Raw genomic sequence first — 17,077 nt, 5'->3', positions numbered from 1 at the left:
CAAGCACTTCGGTCAAATCCTATGTTGTTCAGGTATGCGAAGCGCCATATAATGGGCCGGTTTGTCGCAGTGGTCCCCTGGCACAAGAACGCTACTGGAATGCACTTCGCACGTGCTTGCCTCTGGCGCCTTTCGTCCCGGGTGTGCATCCGATGCAGAGTGGTTGGCGATGCAAGACTTGGGTATCGCATTCCAGACGGCAGTAGGTGACTCCGGCGGAAATCACGACGGACGGCCTCCCTTGCCGAGCAACGACTGGCTGATGAAGCGGAATTGCTCGCTCTCTCCCCGCCAGGTTGGCTGGTTCTACTTCTCCATCGCATGTTTCTCGATTGCCATTGCGGCGCTGATGACCGCCTGGCATGGGGCCTGGCTCGTGCTGCCGTTTGCCGGGCTGGAACTGGCGGGGCTGGGGATTGCCCTGCTGGCGTATGCGCGCCATGCGACGGATTATGAACGCGTGAGTGTGACCGACGGCATGCTGGTCGTGGAGACAGCCAGCGCCAGTCGGGTCACGCGGGAAGTATTCAATCCACAGTGGGTGCGGATTGAACTGGGTGAATCGTTCCGGGCGCTCGTGGTTCTGCGGTCGGGCAAGCGCATCGTGCGGGTGGGGTCGTATCTGGTCCCGTATCGGCGGCGCAAGTTCGCGCAGGAGCTCGCAGCAGCCTTGCATGGCATCCCTCCGGGGGGCGATGCGGGGCAGGGCGGGGACAGATTTGAATCTGTAAATTGGGTAGATAAACAATGAAAATGTGGAAGAAGGCATCCGCAGCATGTCTGGCGGGCGCGTCCCTGCTTGTCAGCCAGGCGGCCTCTGCGGTCAGCGACATGCCGGGTGGCCCGGCCGTCCGACAGCTGAACCTGACCGAACCCGTTACAAAGATCGCCGAACAGATTCACTGGCTGAACTGGATGATGCTGATCATCTGCACGGTGATCTTCGTCGCCGTGTTCGGTGTGATGTTCTATTCCATCTTCAAGCACCGGAAGAGCAAGGGCGCGAAGTCGGCCTCGTTCCACGAGAGCATCACCGTGGAAGTGGTCTGGACCATCGTGCCGTTCCTGATCGTGATTGCGATGGCGCTGCCGGCCACCAAGACCGTGGTGGCGATGAAGGACACCACCAACTCCGACATCACGATCAAGGCCACGGGCTATCAGTGGAAATGGGGTTATGACTACCTCAAGGGCCAGGGCGAGGGCATCTCGTTCGTGTCCACGCTGACCACGCCGCGCGAGCAGATCAACAACCAGCAGGAAAAGTCGAACACCTACCTGATGGAGGTGGACAACGAGCTGGTGGTGCCCGTCAACAAGAAGATCCGCATCGTTACCACTGCCAATGACGTGATCCACGCCTGGATGATTCCGGCGTTCGGCGTCAAGCAGGACGCGATCCCGGGCTTCGTGCGCGACACGTGGTTCCGCGCCGAGAAGACCGGCGTGTACCGTGGCCAGTGCGCCGAGCTCTGCGGCAAGGAACACGCGTTCATGCCGATCGTGGTGCGCGTGGTGTCCGACGTCGAGTACACCAAGTGGGTCGACGACCGCAAGAAGCTGATGGCAGCGGCCGCTGACGATCCCAACAAGACCTGGACGATGGACGAGATCAAGGTGCGCGGCGAGAAGATCTACGCCTCGAACTGCGCGGTCTGCCACCAGCCGAACGGCAAGGGCGCGGGTGCGTTCCCGGCGCTCGATGGCTCCAAGGTCGTCAACGGCCCGAAGGCCGGCCAGATGCACATCCTGCTGGAAGGCAAGGGCGGCATGCCGTCGTGGAAACAGCTCTCGGATACCGAGCTGGCCGCGGTCATGACGTACACGCGCAACAGCTGGAGCAACAAGACCGGTGAAGTGATCCAGCCGGCGGACTTCGTGAACGCCCGTGCGGGCAAGTTCCCCGAAGGCGGCGGCGCGCAAGCCGGCGCCGGCGACGCAGCCCCCAAGGCCGCCAAGCCGACCACGTCCAACGACAAGCAGGCCAGCCTCGCGGGCAACCGCGTCGCAGGCTGACCCGCGGCAGCCCCGCATTCAGGAATTGATGGAGTCATTGCGATGAGTACCGCTACCCCGGAGACACTGGGCCATCCGCACGACCACGCGCACGATCATGGCCACGGCCATGACGACCACGCGCACGATCATCCGCATGGCTGGCGCCGGTGGCTGTTCGCGACCAACCACAAGGACATTGGCACGCTGTACCTGCTGTTTTCGTTCACCATGCTGCTGTCCGGCGGCATGCTGGCGCTGCTGATCCGCCTGGAGCTGTTCGAGCCGGGCCTGCAGTTCTTCCGCCCCGAACTGTTCAACCAGTTCACCACGATGCACGGTCTGATCATGGTGTTCGGCGCGATCATGCCCGCGTTCGTGGGCTTCGCGAACTGGATGATCCCGCTGCAGATCGGCGCATCGGACATGGCGTTCGCGCGCATGAACAACTTCAGCTTCTGGCTGATGCCGCCGGCCGCGCTGCTGCTGGTGGGCTCGTTCTTCGCACCGGGCGGCGCCACCGCCGCGGGCTGGACGCTCTACGCGCCGCTGTCGGTGCAGATGGGCCCGGGCATGGACATGGCCATCTTCGCCATGCACATCATGGGCGCGTCGTCGATCATGGGCTCGATCAACATCATCGTGACCATCCTCAACATGCGTGCCCCCGGCATGACGCTGATGAAGATGCCGATGTTCTGCTGGACGTGGCTGATCACCGCCTACCTGCTGATCGCCGTGATGCCGGTGCTGGCTGGCGCCATCACGATGGTGCTGACCGACCGCCACTTCGGCACGAGCTTCTTCTCGGCCGCCGGTGGTGGTGACCCGGTGATGTACCAGCACATCTTCTGGTTCTTCGGGCACCCCGAGGTCTACATCATGATCTTGCCGGCGTTCGGCATCATCTCGCACGTGGTACCGGCCTTCGCGCGCAAGCGCCTGTTCGGCTACAGCTCGATGGTGTACGCCACGGCGTCGATCGCCATCCTGTCGTTCATCGTGTGGGCACACCACATGTTCACGACGGGCATGCCGGTGACGGGCCAGCTGTTCTTCATGTACGCGACGATGCTGATCGCGGTGCCCACGGCCGTGAAGATCTTCAACTGGATCGCCACGATGTGGCGCGGCTCGATGACGTTCGAGACCCCGATGCTGTTCGCGATCGGCTTCATCTTCGTGTTCACGATCGGCGGCTTCACCGGCCTGATGCCGGCCGTGGCCCCGATCGACATCCAGCTGCAGGACACGTACTTCATCGTGGCGCACTTCCACTACGTGCTGGTGGCGGGCTCGCTGTTCGCGCTGTTCGCGGGCTTCTACTACTGGGGTCCGAAGTGGAGCGGGTTCATGTATGACGAGATGCGCGGCAAGATCCATTTCTGGGGCTCGCTGATCTTCTTCAACGTGACCTTCTTCCCGATGCACTTCCTGGGTCTGGCCGGCATGCCGCGTCGCTACGCCGACTACCCGACCCAGTTCACGGACTTCAACGCCGTGGCATCGCTGGGCGCGCTGGGCTTTGGCCTGATGCAGGTGTACTTCTTCTTCGCCGTGGTGCTGCCGTCGTACCGCGGTGGCCAGGCCGCTGGCGACAAGCCGTGGGATGGCGCCGAGGGCCTGGAGTGGACCGTACCGTCGCCGGCCCCGTTCCACACCTTCGAAGAACCGCCGGTCGTTAAGTAATCGTAGTTCTACGAGTTTGAGCAAGGGCCGGATGCCGCGAGGCGTCCGGCCGTAGGAATCGGATCATGCAGCCCTCAGCAAAAAGCCCGTCGCAACCGACGCAGCAGGAACGCAAGGCCAGCCAGAAAGCCGCCAACCGGCGCCTTGGCTGGATCCTGCTCTCCATCGTGGTGGCCTTTTTCCTGGGATTCGTGGCCAAGATGAAGTTCCTTGGCGGCTGAACCTCGAATACAAGAAAGCATTAGCAGGAGACCGGGCGTGGACGCGCAGGAAAAGGCTCTCGAGAAGCGTTTCAACCGCGGCATGATGATGCGGCTGCTGGTGGTGGTGACGCTGATGTTCGCCTTTGGCTACGCGCTGGTGCCGCTGTACAAGGCGATCTGCGACATCACCGGCCTGAACGTGGTGACCACGCGCGACCTGTACGGCGCGGGCGCGGCCATGAAGAACACGCAGGTCGACCGTAGCCGCACGATCACCGTGGAGTTCGATTCGAATGCGCGCGGCCCGTTTGGGTTCCGGCCCGTGAAGCACTCGATGGAAGTGCACCCGGGCGAGCTGACGACGATCGTGTACGAGGTGGCCAACGGCCAGTCGCGCGATATCTCGGCGCAGGCGATTCCGAGCTATGCGCCCAAGCAGGCCACGGAGTACTTCAAGAAGGTGGAGTGCTTCTGCTTCAAGCAGCAGACGCTGAAGGCCAGCGAGGCGCGCGAGATGCCGGTGGTATTCGTGATCGACCCGAAGTTGCCGAAGGACGTGAAGAACATCACGCTGTCGTACACGTTCTTCGAGATCGGCGCGCCGGTGGCGCAGGCCCCGGCGGCCGAGGCCACGCCGGCGAGTACGGGCGGCTGAGGAGAGACGGACATGGCGAACGATCCGGTTGATCGGGGACATGGCAAGGCGTCGTTCGCGCAGACGGTGCGGGCGGTGCTGTGGTCGTTCGTGGGGCTGCGCAAGGGGTCGGAGCATGAGTCCGACATGGCGCGGCTGAACCCGGTGCATGTGATCATCGCCGGGCTGATTGCGGCAGCAGTGTTCGTGGCGGTGCTGATCGCCATCGTGCGCGTCGTGGTCAGCCAGGCATAGCAGGGCAGCAGATACAAAGCGAGCACGCCGCCGGCCAGCCGTTGGGGCCGGATGGGCGAAAAACATGAATCGAGACTTTGAGCTGGAGATAGAAGAATGAGTGCGAATCGCGCAAACGCCCCGTACTACTTCGTGCCGGGCCCGTCGCGCCATCCGATCACGGCGGCGTTCGGCCTGCTGATGACCGGTGCGGGAGCCGCCGGTTGGGTCAACGGGCAGCCTTGGGCGCCGTACCTGTGCGGCTTCGGGCTGATCTGGTTCCTGTTCGTGCTCAAGAGCTGGTTTGGCGATGCCATCGGCGAGTCCGAGGGCGGGCTGTACGGCAAGAACATCGACGTGTCGTTCCGCTGGTCGATGGGCTGGTTCATCTTCTCCGAAGTGATGTTCTTCGCGGCGTTCTTCGGCGCGCTGTTCTACGCACGCACCATCGCCATGCCGTGGCTGGGCGACCTGAACAACAAGATCATCTGGCCGGACTTCGCGGCCGTGTGGCCGAACACCGGCCCGGCGGGCACCGTGGAAAGCTTCCAGACCATGGGTCCGTGGCCGATCCCGACCATCAACACCGCGCTGCTGCTGACCTCGGGCGTGACGCTGACCTGGGCGCACCACGCGCTGCTGGCCGGCAAGCGCAACCAGCTGATCCAGGGCCTGGTGCTGACCATCCTGCTGGGCGCGCTCTTCATGTGCCTGCAGGTCTATGAATACATGCACGCCTACCATGAGCTGAACCTGAAGCTCACGTCGGGTGTCTATGGTTCGACGTTCTTCCTGCTCACGGGCTTCCACGGCTTCCACGTGACGATGGGCGCGATCATGCTGGCGGTGGTGCTGGGCCGCGTGCTCAAGGGCCATTTCACGCCGGATCACCACTTCGCGTTCGAAGGCGCCGCCTGGTACTGGCACTTCGTGGACGTGGTCTGGCTGGGCCTGTACGTGGTGGTGTACTGGTTGTAATGCATTGGCCGCCGCCATCGGCGGCATTGCGGTACAAACGAGAAGCGCCGCGGGAGCAATCCTCAGCGGCGCTTTTTTTGCCTGGCGGCCCGGCGTAATGGCCAGTCAGGGCGACATGTGGATGCCGGTGCTCTGGATCCAGCCCATCCAGTGCGAGAACAGGATGAACAGGAACAGCGCCACCGAGAAGCCGACGCGCAGCATCAGCGAGCGCATCATGTTGGGCGTGCGGCCACGGTCGCGCATCATGAAGAACAGTGCGGAGGCCAGGCTGCCGATGATCAGGATGAAGGCGACGATGATGACAAAGCGCATGTGGGGGCTCTTTTCGGCAAGCGCTCATTATCGCACCGCCGCCGCGCGAGGAAACCCGTGACGACCCGCACGCGCTGGCGCGCGCCGGGTGCCGTGCCGCTCCTGGCCGCCGTGGTGGTGATCGCCGTCACCTGCATGCTGGGCAACTGGCAACTGGGCCGCGCGCACGAGAAGACCGCACGCGCCGCGCGGCTGGCGGCGCTGGCCGCGCAGGCCCCGGTGAATCTGGCGAGCCAGGCCGATGCCGCGCCGCTGGTGGATCGCCGGGTGCGCGCACGGGGCAGCTTTGACGACGCGCGTACCGTGTTGCTGGATAACCGGCCCCACGGCAACGGTACCGACAGCCGCGCCGGCTTTCTGGTGCTGACGCCGCTGCGGCTGGCCGACGGCGGTGGCCAGGTGCTGGTGCTGCGTGGCTGGCTGCCGCGCGATGCGCAGGACCGCACACGCATCGCCCCGGTGCCCACGCCCGCCGGCGAGATCACCGTCGAGGGCACCGCGCTGGCTGCCGTGCCGCGTGTGTATAGCCTGGGCCAGGACCCCGCCGCGGAGGCTGGCCACAAGATACGTCAGAATGTCGACCTGGCAGCGTATGCGCGCGAGATCGGCGCGCCACTGCTGCCGGTGGTGCTGGAACAGGCCAGCGACACCGGCGACGGCCTGGCACGGGATTGGGCGCCGGCCGATATCGGCGCCGACCGCCACTATGGCTATGCCGCCCAGTGGTTCGGCCTGGCCGCGCTGACGGTGGTGCTGGTGGCCGTGCTGGGCTGGCGCCGCGCCCGGCGCGAGGCGCCGGCAAATCAATGATCGAACGATGAACGTACAGACCTCTTCCATGCCGCAGCAAGACCCCTCGGCCACGCCCGACCCCCGCATCGACGCGCGCACGCGCCGTGGCCGCCTGCAAATGCTGCTGCTGCTGCTGGTGTGCGCCTCGCCGGTGCTGTTCTCCTATTTCACGTACTACGTGATCAAGCCCACGGGCGGCAGCACCAACTACGGCGCGCTGGTCGATCCGCAGCGGCCCATGCCAGCCGTGCAACTGGTGAATGAACGCGGCGAATCCGTGCCGCTGGCGTCGATGCGCGGCAAGTGGCTGATGGTGATGACGGACCCGTCGGCCTGCGACGAGACCTGCGCGCGCAAGCTCTTCACGATGCGCCAGATCCGGGCCGGGCAGGGCGAGAGCCGTGAGCGCATCGTGCCGGTCTGGCTGATCCAGGACGACGGCAAGGTGGACGGCCGGCTCGTGGACGCCTACAACGAACCCTATGCCGGAGTGCGTTTCCTGCGCATGGACCGCGCCGCCATCGCACAATGGCTGCCGGCACCGCAGGCCGGGCGCATCGAGGACACGATTTTCCTGGTCGATCCGCTGGGCAACCTGATGATGCGCTGGCCCACGGACCCGGACCCGAAGCAGGTGAGCGGCGACCTGAAGAAGCTGCTCAAGTACTCGCGCATCGGCTGACCCGATCGAAATCCAACACCCTTGAATTACCGGCTGTACCGAAATGCTGCTCCAGCTCGCCATCATTGGCATCCTGATCGCCCTGCTGCCCCTGTCCTACGTGATGGTGCGCGGCAGCCGTGACAAATACCGCAAGCTCGTGTGGATCACGGCGTTCCTGACGCTGGACCTGATCATGTTCGGCAGCTTCACGCGGTTGACCGACTCCGGCCTGGGTTGCCCCGACTGGCCCGGCTGCTATGGCCATTCGAACCCGCACGCCGCCATGGAGCCGATCCGCGCCGCCGAGACCGCGCTGCCGAGCGGCCCGGTCACGCTGGTAAAAGCCTGGATCGAGATGATCCATCGCTATTTCGCCATGGCGGTGGGCGTGCTGATCATTTCGCTGATGGTGCTGGCGTGGGTCAGGCGCCGCGAGCTGAAGGCGTCGCCATGGTTTGCCACGGCCGTGTTCGTGCTGGTCTGCGTACAGGGGCTGTTTGGCGCGCTGACAGTGACGATGAAGCTGCAGCCGATCATCGTCGTCACGCACCTGATGCTGGCCATGCTGCTGCTGGCGTCGCTGATCTGGCTCGGATCGCGCAACGACCCGCCGCATCCCGTGGCGCCGCAGGCGGCGTCGCTGCGCTGGGCCGGCGTGCTGGCCGTGGCGCTGCTGGTCATCCAGATCTTCCTGGGCGGCTGGGTCAGCACCAACTACGCGGTGCTGGCGTGCACCGATTTCCCGCTCTGCAACGGCCAGATCGTGCCCGAGATGGACTTTCGCCATGGCTTCACGCTGTGGCGCCAGCTTGGCATGACGGCTGATGGCGACTACATTCCGCATGCCGCGCTGGTGGCCATCCACTGGGTCCATCGCGGCTTTGCGTTCGTGGTGCTGGGCTACCTGCTGTGGTTCGGCCTGCGCGCCCGCAAGCTGGAGGGGCTGGCGCGCCATGGCAAGTGGCTGCTGGCCGTGCTGGCGCTGCAACTGGCCACGGGCATGTCCAACATCGTATTCGACTGGCCGCTGGTGGCGGCTGTGGCACATAACGGCGGAGCAGCCCTATTGCTGATGCTGTTGCTCCGTCTCAACTACAATATTGGCCTCGCGACCCGCTTCGCAGGTGCCGCCGCCCAATCCGCCGTTGCGGCGCGCGCCACATGAAGGACAAGATGCCCCCCGTGGTTACCGCTACCCATCCTCACTCTTCCGTAGGCCGATTACGACATCTGGCCCGCCAATATGCCGCGCTGACCAAGCCGCGCGTCACGCAGTTGGCCGTTTTCTGCTCTGTCATCGGCATGTTCCTGGCCACGCCGGGCATGGTGCCGTGGTCCGTGCTGATCGGCGGCGCCGCCGGTATCTGGCTGCTGGCCGGCGCGGCGTTCGCCATCAACTGCCTGGTGGAACAGAAGATCGACGCGCTGATGCGCCGCACGGCCTGGCGCCCGTCCGCCACCGGCGAGATCACCACCACGCAGACGCTGATCTTCTCCGCCATCCTCGGCGGCGCCGGCATGTGGCTGCTGCACGTGTTCGCCAACGACCTGACGATGTGGCTGACTTTTGCCACGTTCCTGGGCTACGCGGTGGTGTACACCATCCTGCTGAAGCCGGCGACGCCGCAGAACATCGTCATCGGCGGCCTGTCCGGCGCCATGCCGCCCGCGCTGGGCTGGGCCGCCGTGGCGGGCACCGTGCCGGCCGAGGCGTGGTTCCTGGTCCTGATCATCTTCACATGGACGCCACCGCACTTCTGGGCGCTGGCCCTGTATCGCCGTGCCGACTACGCCAAGTCGGGGCTGCCGATGCTGCCGATCACCCACGGCGAGCGCTACACGCTGCTGCATATCCTGCTGTACACGCTGGTGATGATCGCCGCCACGCTGCTGCCGTTCGTCTATGGCATGAGCGGCTACATCTACCTGGCCGCCGCGCTGGGCCTGGGCCTGGTGTTCCTGGGCTATGCTTGGAAGCTGTTCCGCAACTACTCGGACCAGCTGGCGCAGAAGACCTTCCGTTATTCGATCCTGTACCTGTCGCTGCTGTTCGCGGCGCTGCTGGTGGATCACTACTTCAAGTTCGTGCCGCAGATCTGATCTGCCTGCGGCATCTTGCCGCGCCCGGAGGCCATGGCCGGCTTGATCGGCGATACTTTCGGGCGTCTCTTCCTTCGCTTCGAATCCACCGCATGCCGAATCCCGCCCAAGGTCTCATGGCCACCCGCCTGGCCACATTCCGCCGCTTCTGCCTGCTCGCGCTCTGCGCCGCCTTCCTGACGGCCTGCGGCCAGCCCAAGCCGTCGTTCAAGAATGTCGATATCTCGGGCGCCAGCGACTTCGGCAAGGACTTTGCGCTGCAGGACCCCACCGGCAAGACCCGCACGCTGGGCGACTTCAAGGGCAAGGTGGTGCTGATGTTCTTCGGCTACACGCACTGCCCGGACGTCTGCCCGACGACCATGGTCGAACTCAAGCAGGTGATGGAGCAAATGGGCCCCGATGCTGACAAGGTGCAGGTGCTGTTCGTCACGGTGGACCCCGAGCGCGACACGGCGGCGCTGATGGCCCAGTACGTGCCCGCATTCGATGCGCGCTTCCTGGGCCTGCGCCCGGCCGACGAAGCCGCGCTCAAGCAGGTGACCAAGGACTTCAAGGTGTATTACGCCAAGGTGCCGGGATCGTCGCCGAACAACTACACGATGGATCACTCGGCCGGCAGCTACGTGTTTGACCAGAACGGGCAACTGCGGCTGTTCATCCGCCACGGCCAGGGGCCGGAGCCGATCGCGCACGACCTGAAGGCGCTGATGTCCTGAGGCGTCACAGCACACAAGGCACAAACCAGGAACAAACAAAAAGGCCGGTCGATTGACCGGCCTTTTGCTTTGCTGCGGGGTACGGATCAGGCGAAAGCCGCCAGCGCACCCTTCATCTTCTTCATCGCGGCCGACTCGATCTGGCGGATCCGCTCGGCGGAGACGCCGAATTCGGCAGCCAGCTCATGCAGCGTTGAGCCACCCGAGCCATCGTCGTTCACGTCCAGCCAGCGTGCCTCGATGATGCGGCGGCTGCGCGGGTCGAGCTTGCCCAGTGCTTCTTCCAGGCCTTCCACCTGCAGGCGGTCGCGGCTCTTGGCCTCGATCACCTTGGTGGGCTCGTTGTGGTTGTCCGCCAGATAGGCGATCGGCGCGAATTCTTCCTCGCCATCGTCAACCTGGCCTTCGAGCGCCGTGTCACCGCCAGACATGCGGATTTCCATCTCCATCACTTCCTCGGGCTTCACGTTGAGCTCGCGCGCAACGGCTTCCACCTGTTCCGGAGTGAAGGTATGCAGGCCCTGCTTCTGGCTGCGCAGATTGAAGAACAGCTTGCGCTGGGCCTTGGTCGTGGCGACCTTGACCATGCGCCAGTTCTTCAGCACATATTCGTGGATCTCGGCCTTGATCCAGTGCATCGCGTACGACACCAGGCGCACACCCTGTTCCGGATCGAAGCGCTTCACGGCCTTCATCAGGCCGATATTGCCTTCCTGGATCAGGTCGGCGTGCGGCAGCCCATAGCCCAGGTACTGGCGGGCAATCGACACGACCAGGCGCAGGTGGGACAACACCAGGCGCCGGGCGGCATCGACGGATTCGCTGTCGCGCAGGTCACGCGCCAGGCGCAGCTCTTCCTCGGGGGTGAGCAGCGGAATACGGTGGACAGCCTGGATGTAGCTGTCCAGATTTCCCAGCGTGCCCGGAAACGTCAGCGCAAGGCTGTTCGCGGCGGCACTCTGGGGCGCCGTCGGCAGACGGCGGGAAACTTGGGTTTGATCGGCAGACAGAACTGCGTTCACTATGACTCCTTTCGCATCCGGCGGTGGGTTGCCGGTGTGTCCTGGAAGGACACCGCATTGCAACGCATATTAGCACTCGAACCGGACGAGTGCTAAGTTGGAGAGTCTATGGGGTTGATAGTTCCACCCGATTGGGGGTGAATTATCGATAGCCTTTCAAGCCACCCCTGTCTGGCGCCCATCGCAAGCCTGACAAGGGCTGGCGGCCGGTGGCGCTTCAACAAGAAGATTAGAGGGGGCGCAAGCCAATCGGTTTCCGACTAATTCGGTGCAATTTCGAGATGGTGAATTGCTGGATTCGCTACACTGAAGTCGTTTTCCAGCCGCATTGCACCATTACTTGGAGAGGCCCCCATGTCTGCAATCGAACACTTGCTGAAGCCGCATGTGCGGGACATCGGCGAGTTCACCGTTCGCCGCCTGCTGCCGGCCGCCACGACCCAGACGGTCGGCCCGTTCATCTTCTTCGATCACATGGGGCCCGTGGAAATGGCGCCCGGCCAGGGCATGGATGTGCGCCCGCATCCGCATATCGGTCTGGCGACGGTCACGTACCTGTTCGAAGGCGAGATCATGCACCGGGACAGCCTGGGCAGCGAACAGGTGATCCGCCCCGGCGACGTGAACTGGATGACGGCCGGTACGGGCATCGTGCACTCGGAGCGCTCGCCGCAGGCGATGCGCGACGCCGGCCCCCGCCTGCACGGCATTCAGACCTGGGTGGCGCTGCCGAAACCCCACGAGAACGATCCGCCGTCCTTCCATCACCATCCCGGCGCCACGCTGCCCAAGCTGGAACTGCCCGGCGTGCGCATGACGGTGATTGCCGGCGACGCGTTCGGCGCCGAATCGCCGGTTCGTGTGTATAGCCGCACACTCTACGTGGCCATCGAAATGGATGCCGGCTCCAGCCTGGTGATTCCGGCCGATCACGTGCAGCGAGGCATCTATCCGGTGGACGGCAATCTGGAGATGGATGGCGAGACCCTGCCGGCCGAGCACCTGGTGGTGCTGACGCCGGGCCAGCCGGTGACGATCAGCGCGACCGAGCCGTCGCGGGTGATGCTGCTGGGCGGCGACCCGACTGATGGCCGCCGCTTCATCTTCTGGAATTTCGTGGCCAGCACCAAGGAAGCCATCGAGGAAGCCAGCCAGCGCTGGCAGGACGACAGGTTCCCGCACGTGCCCGGCGAAACCGAGCGGATTCCGTTGCCGGTGCGTCGCTAGAACCCGCCGGCGCCTCAGCCCGGCTCAGACCGGGCTGGCCCAGGCCACGCGCGTGGCCTGCTTCAGGCAATCCTTGATCGTGGCGACCTGCGTGGCGATTGGTGCGGGCACCGGTTCCGCGCCGTCGAGCACCTTGCGGATCCACGCGGCCGTCTCGGCCACGTCGGTGCCGGCCGGCAGCGCCGGTACTTCGGCAATCGACCCGCCCACCGGGTCCACCATGGTCTGCTGATGGCCGTCGTGCAGCCAGTCGATGCGTGTGCTGCGGCGCGCGTCGGCAACCACCTCGCCTTCGGTACCGCGCCCCAGCAACACGTTGGCGGGCTCGTGCGAGAAGTAATCGGTCAGTGTCTCGCGGTATTCCGGGTGCGTGTAGCTGTACAGGCGCAGGGCCTCGGCCGGGGTGTGCTCGCCCACCGGCTGCAGCATTTTGACGATCGTGTGCGACGAATTGCGCAGGCCGATGATCGATCGCTTGTCGAGCAGCGCCGACAGCGCCGGTGACAGGACATCGATCGGCAGCACGGCCAGCGGGTTCGACGCCGCCCGCAACTGGTCCTGGGCGGCTTGCGTGGTCGCGCACAGCGGCACGCCCAATGACTCGAACAGCGCCAGGCTGGTGACCCGGCCCTGGAAGCCGCGCACGCCATGCACCAGCGTGGGCACACCGTCGCGCGCCAGCAGCATCGCCAGCAAGGGCACCAGGTTGGGTTGCTTGCGCGCGCCGTTGTAGCTGGGAATCACCACCACGGGCCGGTCGGGCGGCGCGGCCAGCGGCTGGCAATGCTGGTGCGCGGCTTCGAGCATGCCGGCCAGTTCGTGCGGGGCTTCACCCTTGATGCGGTACGCCATCAGCACGGCGCCCAGTTCGATATCGGAAACGCGGCCGGCCAGCATGGCATCGAAGAGCGCCTGGGCGTCCTCGCGCGGCAGTGCGCGGGCGCCGTTGACGCCGCGACCGATTTCCTTGATGTATTTTGCCGCCGAAAACGGCGTGGAATTAGCAGTCGTCATGGTCCTGCGGGGAATCGTGGGGTTGGGGTTCATGATAGCCCACGATTCCCCCTGCAAACGCCCGATGTCCGCTTCAGGCCGCTTCAGGCCGCTTCCTGCAGCGCCGGGTTGCGCTGCTTGCGGTACAGGAAGTCGAGCACGGCCGTGCGGCAGGCGTGATAGGTCTTGTCGTCGGCCAGCGCCACGCGGTCGCGCGGCCGCGCAATGTCGACGTTCAGGACCTCGCCAATCGTGGCGGCCGGGCCGTTGGTCATCATCACGATGCGGTCGGCCAGCAGCACGGCCTCGTCGACGTCGTGGGTGACCATGACCACGGTGCTGTGGGTGCGGGCCACGATCTTGATCAGCTCGTCCTGCAGATGCGCGCGCGTCAGGGCATCCAGCGCACCGAACGGCTCGTCCATCAGCAGCACCTTGGGCTGCATCGCCAGCGCCCGCGCAATGCCCACGCGCTGCTTCATGCCGCCCGAGATCTCGTGCGGATACTTGGCCTCGGCATGCGTCAGGCCCACCAGCGCCAGCGTGTCGTGCGTGCGGGCCTTGAGCTGCGCGCGCGTCTCGGTGCCGGCGAACACGCGCTCCACGCCCAGGTAGACGTTCTCGAAGCACGTCAGCCAGGGCAGCAGCGAATGGTTCTGGAACACCACGGCGCGCTCGGGGCCGGGGCCGGAGATCTCGCGGCCGGCGCAGATCAACGCGCCGGTCGTGGGCATGGTCAGGCCCGCGATCAGGTTCAGCAGCGTGGACTTGCCGCAGCCCGAGTGCCCGATCAGCGTGATGAACTCGCCTTCGGCAATCGACAGGTTGATATCGCGCAGCGCCACGAACGGCCCCTTGCGCGTCTTGAACGTCTGGCCGACGTCTTCGATGGTGACGAACTTGTCCATGATGGCGGCTCCGATCACGTGTTGCCGTAGCTGAAGCGGCGCGCCAGGGCCAGCAGCAGGTGCTCCAGCACCAGGCCCACCACGCCAATGATGAAGATGGCGATGACGATGTGCTCAACCTTGAGGTTGTTCCACTCGTCCCACAGCCAGAAGCCGATGCCGGTGCCCCCAGTCAGCATCTCGGCGGCCACGATCACCAGCCACGCGGTGCCGATCGACAGCCGCACGCCGGTCAGCATGTACGGCAGCACGGCCGGAAACAGCACGCGGCGGAACACCTTCCATTCGGACAGGTCGAGCACGCGCGCCACGTTCAGGTAGTCCTGCGGCACACGCGTCACGCCGACGGCGGTGTTGATGATCATCGGCCAGATTGAGCAGATGAAGATGGCCCAGATGGCCGCCGGGTTGGCCGCCTTGAACAGCAGCAGGCCAATCGGCAGCCACGCCAGCGGCGACACCGGCCGCAGCAGGCTGATCACCGGTGCGGCCATCGCGTTCAGGAACGCGAAGCGACCCAGCAGGAAGCCGGCCGGAATGCCGATCACCGCCGCCAGGCCAAAGCCGGCGGCCACGCGCGCCAGAGATGCCAGCACGTTCCAGCCGATGCCCTGGTCGTTCGGCCCGTTGCGATAGAACGGGTCGGAGAACAACGGCACCGCGGCATTCCACGTGGCGGCAGGCGTGGGCAGCGCCGGGATCAGCGTGGCGATGCCGTGCCAGACCAGCAGGAAGAGCACGAAACCGGCCAGCGGCGGCACGCATTTGAGAACGACGCCGCTCAGGGCATCGCGACGCGCGGCCTGCCGTGCTTGCGCGGCAAGCTCGGCCGCACGGCGGCGCGTGTGTTCCTTGGCTTCCGAATCCAGGGCATCTGCATCCATGGCAACACCTTTCGGAGAAACTGGGGCAATGGCATTCACGGCAAGCTCCTTTCTGAAGGGCTATCGGCTTTTCGGGGCGCGGTGCGATCAGAGCGCGGCGGCCTTGATCTTGAAGCCGTCGGCGTAGGCCTTGGGGTCCCTGGTGGCGTCCCACGTCACGCCATCGATCAGCTTGGCCGTGCGGAAATCGCTCTTGGGCAGCGGCACCTGCGCGGCGGCGGCGCCTTGCTTGTAGATGTCGATGCGGTTCACCTGTTTTGCCACGGCCAGGTAGTCCGGGTGGTCCTTGAGCAGCCCCCAGCGCTTGTGCTGCGTCAGGAACCACATGCCATCGGACAGGAACGGGTAGTTGGCCAGGCCGTCCTGGTAGAACTTCATGGAATCGGGGTCGTCCCAGGTCTTGCCCAGGCCGTTGCTGTAGCGGCCCAGCATGCGGTCCAGGATGATGTCCATGTCGGTGTTCACGTACGACTTGGCGGCGATGGTCTCGGCCGTCTTGCGGCGGTTCGAGGCCGACGCGTCGATGTACTTCGATGCCTCCAGGACGGCCGCCACCATCGCGCGGGCGGTGTTGGGGTTCTTCTGCACGAACTCGGCCGTGGTGCCCAGCGTCTTCTCGGGGTGGTCCTTCCAGATCGACTGGGTGGTCTCGGCCGTGAAGCCGATCTTGTCGGCAATGGCGCGTGCGCCCCACGGTTCGCCCACGCAGAAGCCGTCCATGTTGCCCACGCGCATGTTGGCCACCATCTGCGGCGGCGGCACCGTGATGGCCTTGGCGTCCTGCATCGGGTTGATGCCGTTGGCCGCCAGCCAGTAGTAGAGCCACATCGCGTGCGTGCCGGTGGGGAAGGTCTGCGCGAACACGTATTCGCGCTTTTCCTTGGTCATCAGCGCGCGCAGGCTGGCGCCGTCCTTGACGCCCTTGTCGGCAAGCTTTTGCGACAGCGTGATGGCCTGGCCGTTGTGGTTCAGGTTCATCAGCACGGCCATGTCCTTCTTGGGACCGCCGATGCCAAGCTGCACGCCATAGATCAGGCCGTAGAGCACGTGTGCAGCATCGAGTTCGCCATTCACCAGCTTGTCGCGCACGGCGGCCCACGACGCTTCCTTGGTGGGCGTGATCTTGATGCCGTACTTCTTGTCCAGGCCCAGCGTGGATGCCATCACCACCGATGCGCAGTCGGTCAGCGGAATGAACCCGATGCGCACCTCGGGCTTCTCGGGGGCGTCGGAACCGGCTGCCCATGCGCCGCTGCGCACCAGCGGATCGACCAGCGTCATCACGCTGGCGCCGGCGATGGTGGCCAGCGCGCGGCGACGACCGTGGCTGGCGGGTGCGGTGTCGGCGACGGCGTTGTCAGCGACGCTGGGCTTGGCGACTATGAGGCGAGAGGGCATTGCGATGGGCTCCGAAAGAAAAAAGGCGTCCTGACCGCAGCCCAGGCTTCTTGGGAAAGCCGGAGGTGCGGTGCAGGACGCCGTTGTCCTATGCCGCGCGCGTCGTCGTTGATGCGCGTGCACACATGTTGTGGATGCTGCCTTGGTGTTGCCTGGGTATTACGGGGGTACCGCCGGCCGTCGTTGGCCTTGCCATCGATAACGCAAGCGCCATGCCATGCTCGTTGCGGTGCACAAATCCGTGCGCTGGACGGCGGTTTTCACCAAGCGGAGGCGCCGCGCCTGTGGACGGTGCATGCGAAGGCGTCCGGCACTGCGCAAG

The 17,077-nt window shown here is 65.1% G+C and carries 19 protein-coding genes; 13 read left to right on the top strand and 6 right to left on the bottom strand.

Annotated features, from left to right (window positions below):
- Positions 1 to 169: 169 nt before the first annotated feature.
- The 7 genes from MFF62_RS15705 (at position 170) to MFF62_RS15675 (ending at position 5,733) form a co-directional block, all read left to right on the top strand.
- Positions 170 to 751 (top strand): DUF2244 domain-containing protein, encoded by a 582-nt coding sequence (locus MFF62_RS15705; RefSeq protein WP_238264380.1) that lies wholly within the window; start codon positions 170 to 172, stop codon positions 749 to 751.
- The gene (gene coxB, locus MFF62_RS15700) at positions 748 to 2,016 is read left to right on the top strand and encodes a cytochrome c oxidase subunit II (protein WP_238264052.1); all 1,269 of its coding nucleotides are present in this window, start codon (positions 748 to 750) and stop codon (positions 2,014 to 2,016) included. Before MFF62_RS15705 ends, coxB begins: the two co-directional genes overlap by 4 nt.
- A gap of 42 nt (positions 2,017 to 2,058) precedes the next feature.
- Complete coding sequence (gene ctaD / locus MFF62_RS15695) at positions 2,059 to 3,684, top strand: cytochrome c oxidase subunit I (protein ID WP_238264051.1); 1,626 nt, start codon at positions 2,059 to 2,061, stop codon at positions 3,682 to 3,684.
- 65 nt (positions 3,685 to 3,749) lie between these two features.
- Positions 3,750 to 3,905: a cytochrome oxidase small assembly protein gene (locus tag MFF62_RS15690; RefSeq protein ID WP_238264050.1), complete on the top strand. Its 156-nt coding sequence runs from the start codon at positions 3,750 to 3,752 to the stop codon at positions 3,903 to 3,905.
- Positions 3,906 to 3,942: 37 nt separating this feature from the next.
- Complete coding sequence (locus MFF62_RS15685) at positions 3,943 to 4,542, top strand: cytochrome c oxidase assembly protein (protein WP_283205349.1); 600 nt, start codon at positions 3,943 to 3,945, stop codon at positions 4,540 to 4,542.
- Positions 4,543 to 4,554: 12 nt separating this feature from the next.
- The gene (locus MFF62_RS15680; protein WP_238264049.1) at positions 4,555 to 4,776 is read left to right on the top strand and encodes a DUF2970 domain-containing protein; all 222 of its coding nucleotides are present in this window, start codon (positions 4,555 to 4,557) and stop codon (positions 4,774 to 4,776) included.
- Positions 4,777 to 4,872: 96 nt separating this feature from the next.
- Positions 4,873 to 5,733, top strand: coding sequence for a cytochrome c oxidase subunit 3 (locus tag MFF62_RS15675; RefSeq protein WP_238264048.1), 861 nt, complete (start codon positions 4,873 to 4,875; stop codon positions 5,731 to 5,733).
- Between the two features lie 105 nt (positions 5,734 to 5,838).
- Here the strand turns inward: MFF62_RS15675 and MFF62_RS15670 are convergent, their stop codons facing one another.
- Positions 5,839 to 6,048, bottom strand: coding sequence for a twin transmembrane helix small protein (locus MFF62_RS15670; protein WP_238264047.1), 210 nt, complete (start codon positions 6,046 to 6,048; stop codon positions 5,839 to 5,841).
- A 57-nt stretch (positions 6,049 to 6,105) separates the two neighbouring features.
- Here MFF62_RS15670 and MFF62_RS15665 point away from each other — a divergent pair, with 57 nt between their 5' ends.
- The 5 genes from MFF62_RS15665 to MFF62_RS15645 all read left to right on the top strand — a co-directional run bounded on the left by MFF62_RS15665 (position 6,106) and on the right by MFF62_RS15645 (position 10,323).
- Positions 6,106 to 6,858: an SURF1 family protein gene (locus MFF62_RS15665; RefSeq protein WP_238264046.1), complete on the top strand. Its 753-nt coding sequence runs from the start codon at positions 6,106 to 6,108 to the stop codon at positions 6,856 to 6,858.
- A gap of 7 nt (positions 6,859 to 6,865) precedes the next feature.
- Positions 6,866 to 7,522 carry an SCO family protein gene (locus MFF62_RS15660; RefSeq protein WP_238264045.1) on the top strand — a complete coding sequence of 219 codons (657 nt, stop codon included), beginning with the start codon at positions 6,866 to 6,868 and terminating at the stop codon, positions 7,520 to 7,522.
- 43 nt (positions 7,523 to 7,565) lie between these two features.
- Positions 7,566 to 8,669 carry a COX15/CtaA family protein gene (locus tag MFF62_RS15655; RefSeq protein ID WP_238264044.1) on the top strand — a complete coding sequence of 368 codons (1,104 nt, stop codon included), beginning with the start codon at positions 7,566 to 7,568 and terminating at the stop codon, positions 8,667 to 8,669.
- A gap of 8 nt (positions 8,670 to 8,677) precedes the next feature.
- Positions 8,678 to 9,604, top strand: a complete 927-nt coding sequence (gene cyoE / locus MFF62_RS15650; RefSeq protein WP_404990775.1) for a heme o synthase — start codon at positions 8,678 to 8,680, stop codon at positions 9,602 to 9,604.
- 92 nt (positions 9,605 to 9,696) lie between these two features.
- Positions 9,697 to 10,323 carry an SCO family protein gene (locus MFF62_RS15645; protein ID WP_238264042.1) on the top strand — a complete coding sequence of 209 codons (627 nt, stop codon included), beginning with the start codon at positions 9,697 to 9,699 and terminating at the stop codon, positions 10,321 to 10,323.
- An 86-nt stretch (positions 10,324 to 10,409) separates the two neighbouring features.
- On the opposite strand, the gene rpoH is transcribed toward MFF62_RS15645, so the two are convergent.
- Positions 10,410 to 11,345: an RNA polymerase sigma factor RpoH gene (gene rpoH, locus MFF62_RS15640; RefSeq protein WP_238264041.1), complete on the bottom strand. Its 936-nt coding sequence runs from the start codon at positions 11,343 to 11,345 to the stop codon at positions 10,410 to 10,412.
- Between the two features lie 354 nt (positions 11,346 to 11,699).
- Here rpoH and MFF62_RS15635 point away from each other — a divergent pair, with 354 nt between their 5' ends.
- The gene (locus tag MFF62_RS15635) at positions 11,700 to 12,572 is read left to right on the top strand and encodes a pirin family protein (RefSeq protein ID WP_238264040.1); all 873 of its coding nucleotides are present in this window, start codon (positions 11,700 to 11,702) and stop codon (positions 12,570 to 12,572) included.
- 24 nt (positions 12,573 to 12,596) lie between these two features.
- On the opposite strand, the gene ybiB is transcribed toward MFF62_RS15635, so the two are convergent.
- The 4 genes from ybiB to MFF62_RS15615 all read right to left on the bottom strand — a co-directional run bounded on the left by ybiB (position 12,597) and on the right by MFF62_RS15615 (position 16,755).
- Positions 12,597 to 13,586, bottom strand: coding sequence for a DNA-binding protein YbiB (gene ybiB / locus MFF62_RS15630; protein WP_238264039.1), 990 nt, complete (start codon positions 13,584 to 13,586; stop codon positions 12,597 to 12,599).
- An 83-nt stretch (positions 13,587 to 13,669) separates the two neighbouring features.
- On the bottom strand, positions 13,670 to 14,473 hold the full coding sequence (locus MFF62_RS15625) for an ABC transporter ATP-binding protein (protein ID WP_238264038.1): 804 nt from the start codon (positions 14,471 to 14,473) through the stop codon (positions 13,670 to 13,672).
- 14 nt (positions 14,474 to 14,487) lie between these two features.
- Positions 14,488 to 15,396, bottom strand: a complete 909-nt coding sequence (gene ntrB, locus MFF62_RS15620; protein WP_238264037.1) for a nitrate ABC transporter permease — start codon at positions 15,394 to 15,396, stop codon at positions 14,488 to 14,490.
- Between the two features lie 48 nt (positions 15,397 to 15,444).
- Complete coding sequence (locus MFF62_RS15615; RefSeq protein WP_238264036.1) at positions 15,445 to 16,755, bottom strand: CmpA/NrtA family ABC transporter substrate-binding protein; 1,311 nt, start codon at positions 16,753 to 16,755, stop codon at positions 15,445 to 15,447.
- Positions 16,756 to 17,077 lie beyond the last annotated feature (322 nt).

The sequence above is a fragment of the Cupriavidus pauculus genome (assembly GCF_022179805.1).
Lineage (GTDB): Bacteria > Pseudomonadota > Gammaproteobacteria > Burkholderiales > Burkholderiaceae > Cupriavidus > Cupriavidus pauculus_E.
Note: the sequence above shows the minus strand (reverse complement) of the source record. Positions and strands in the feature narration are given on the sequence as shown.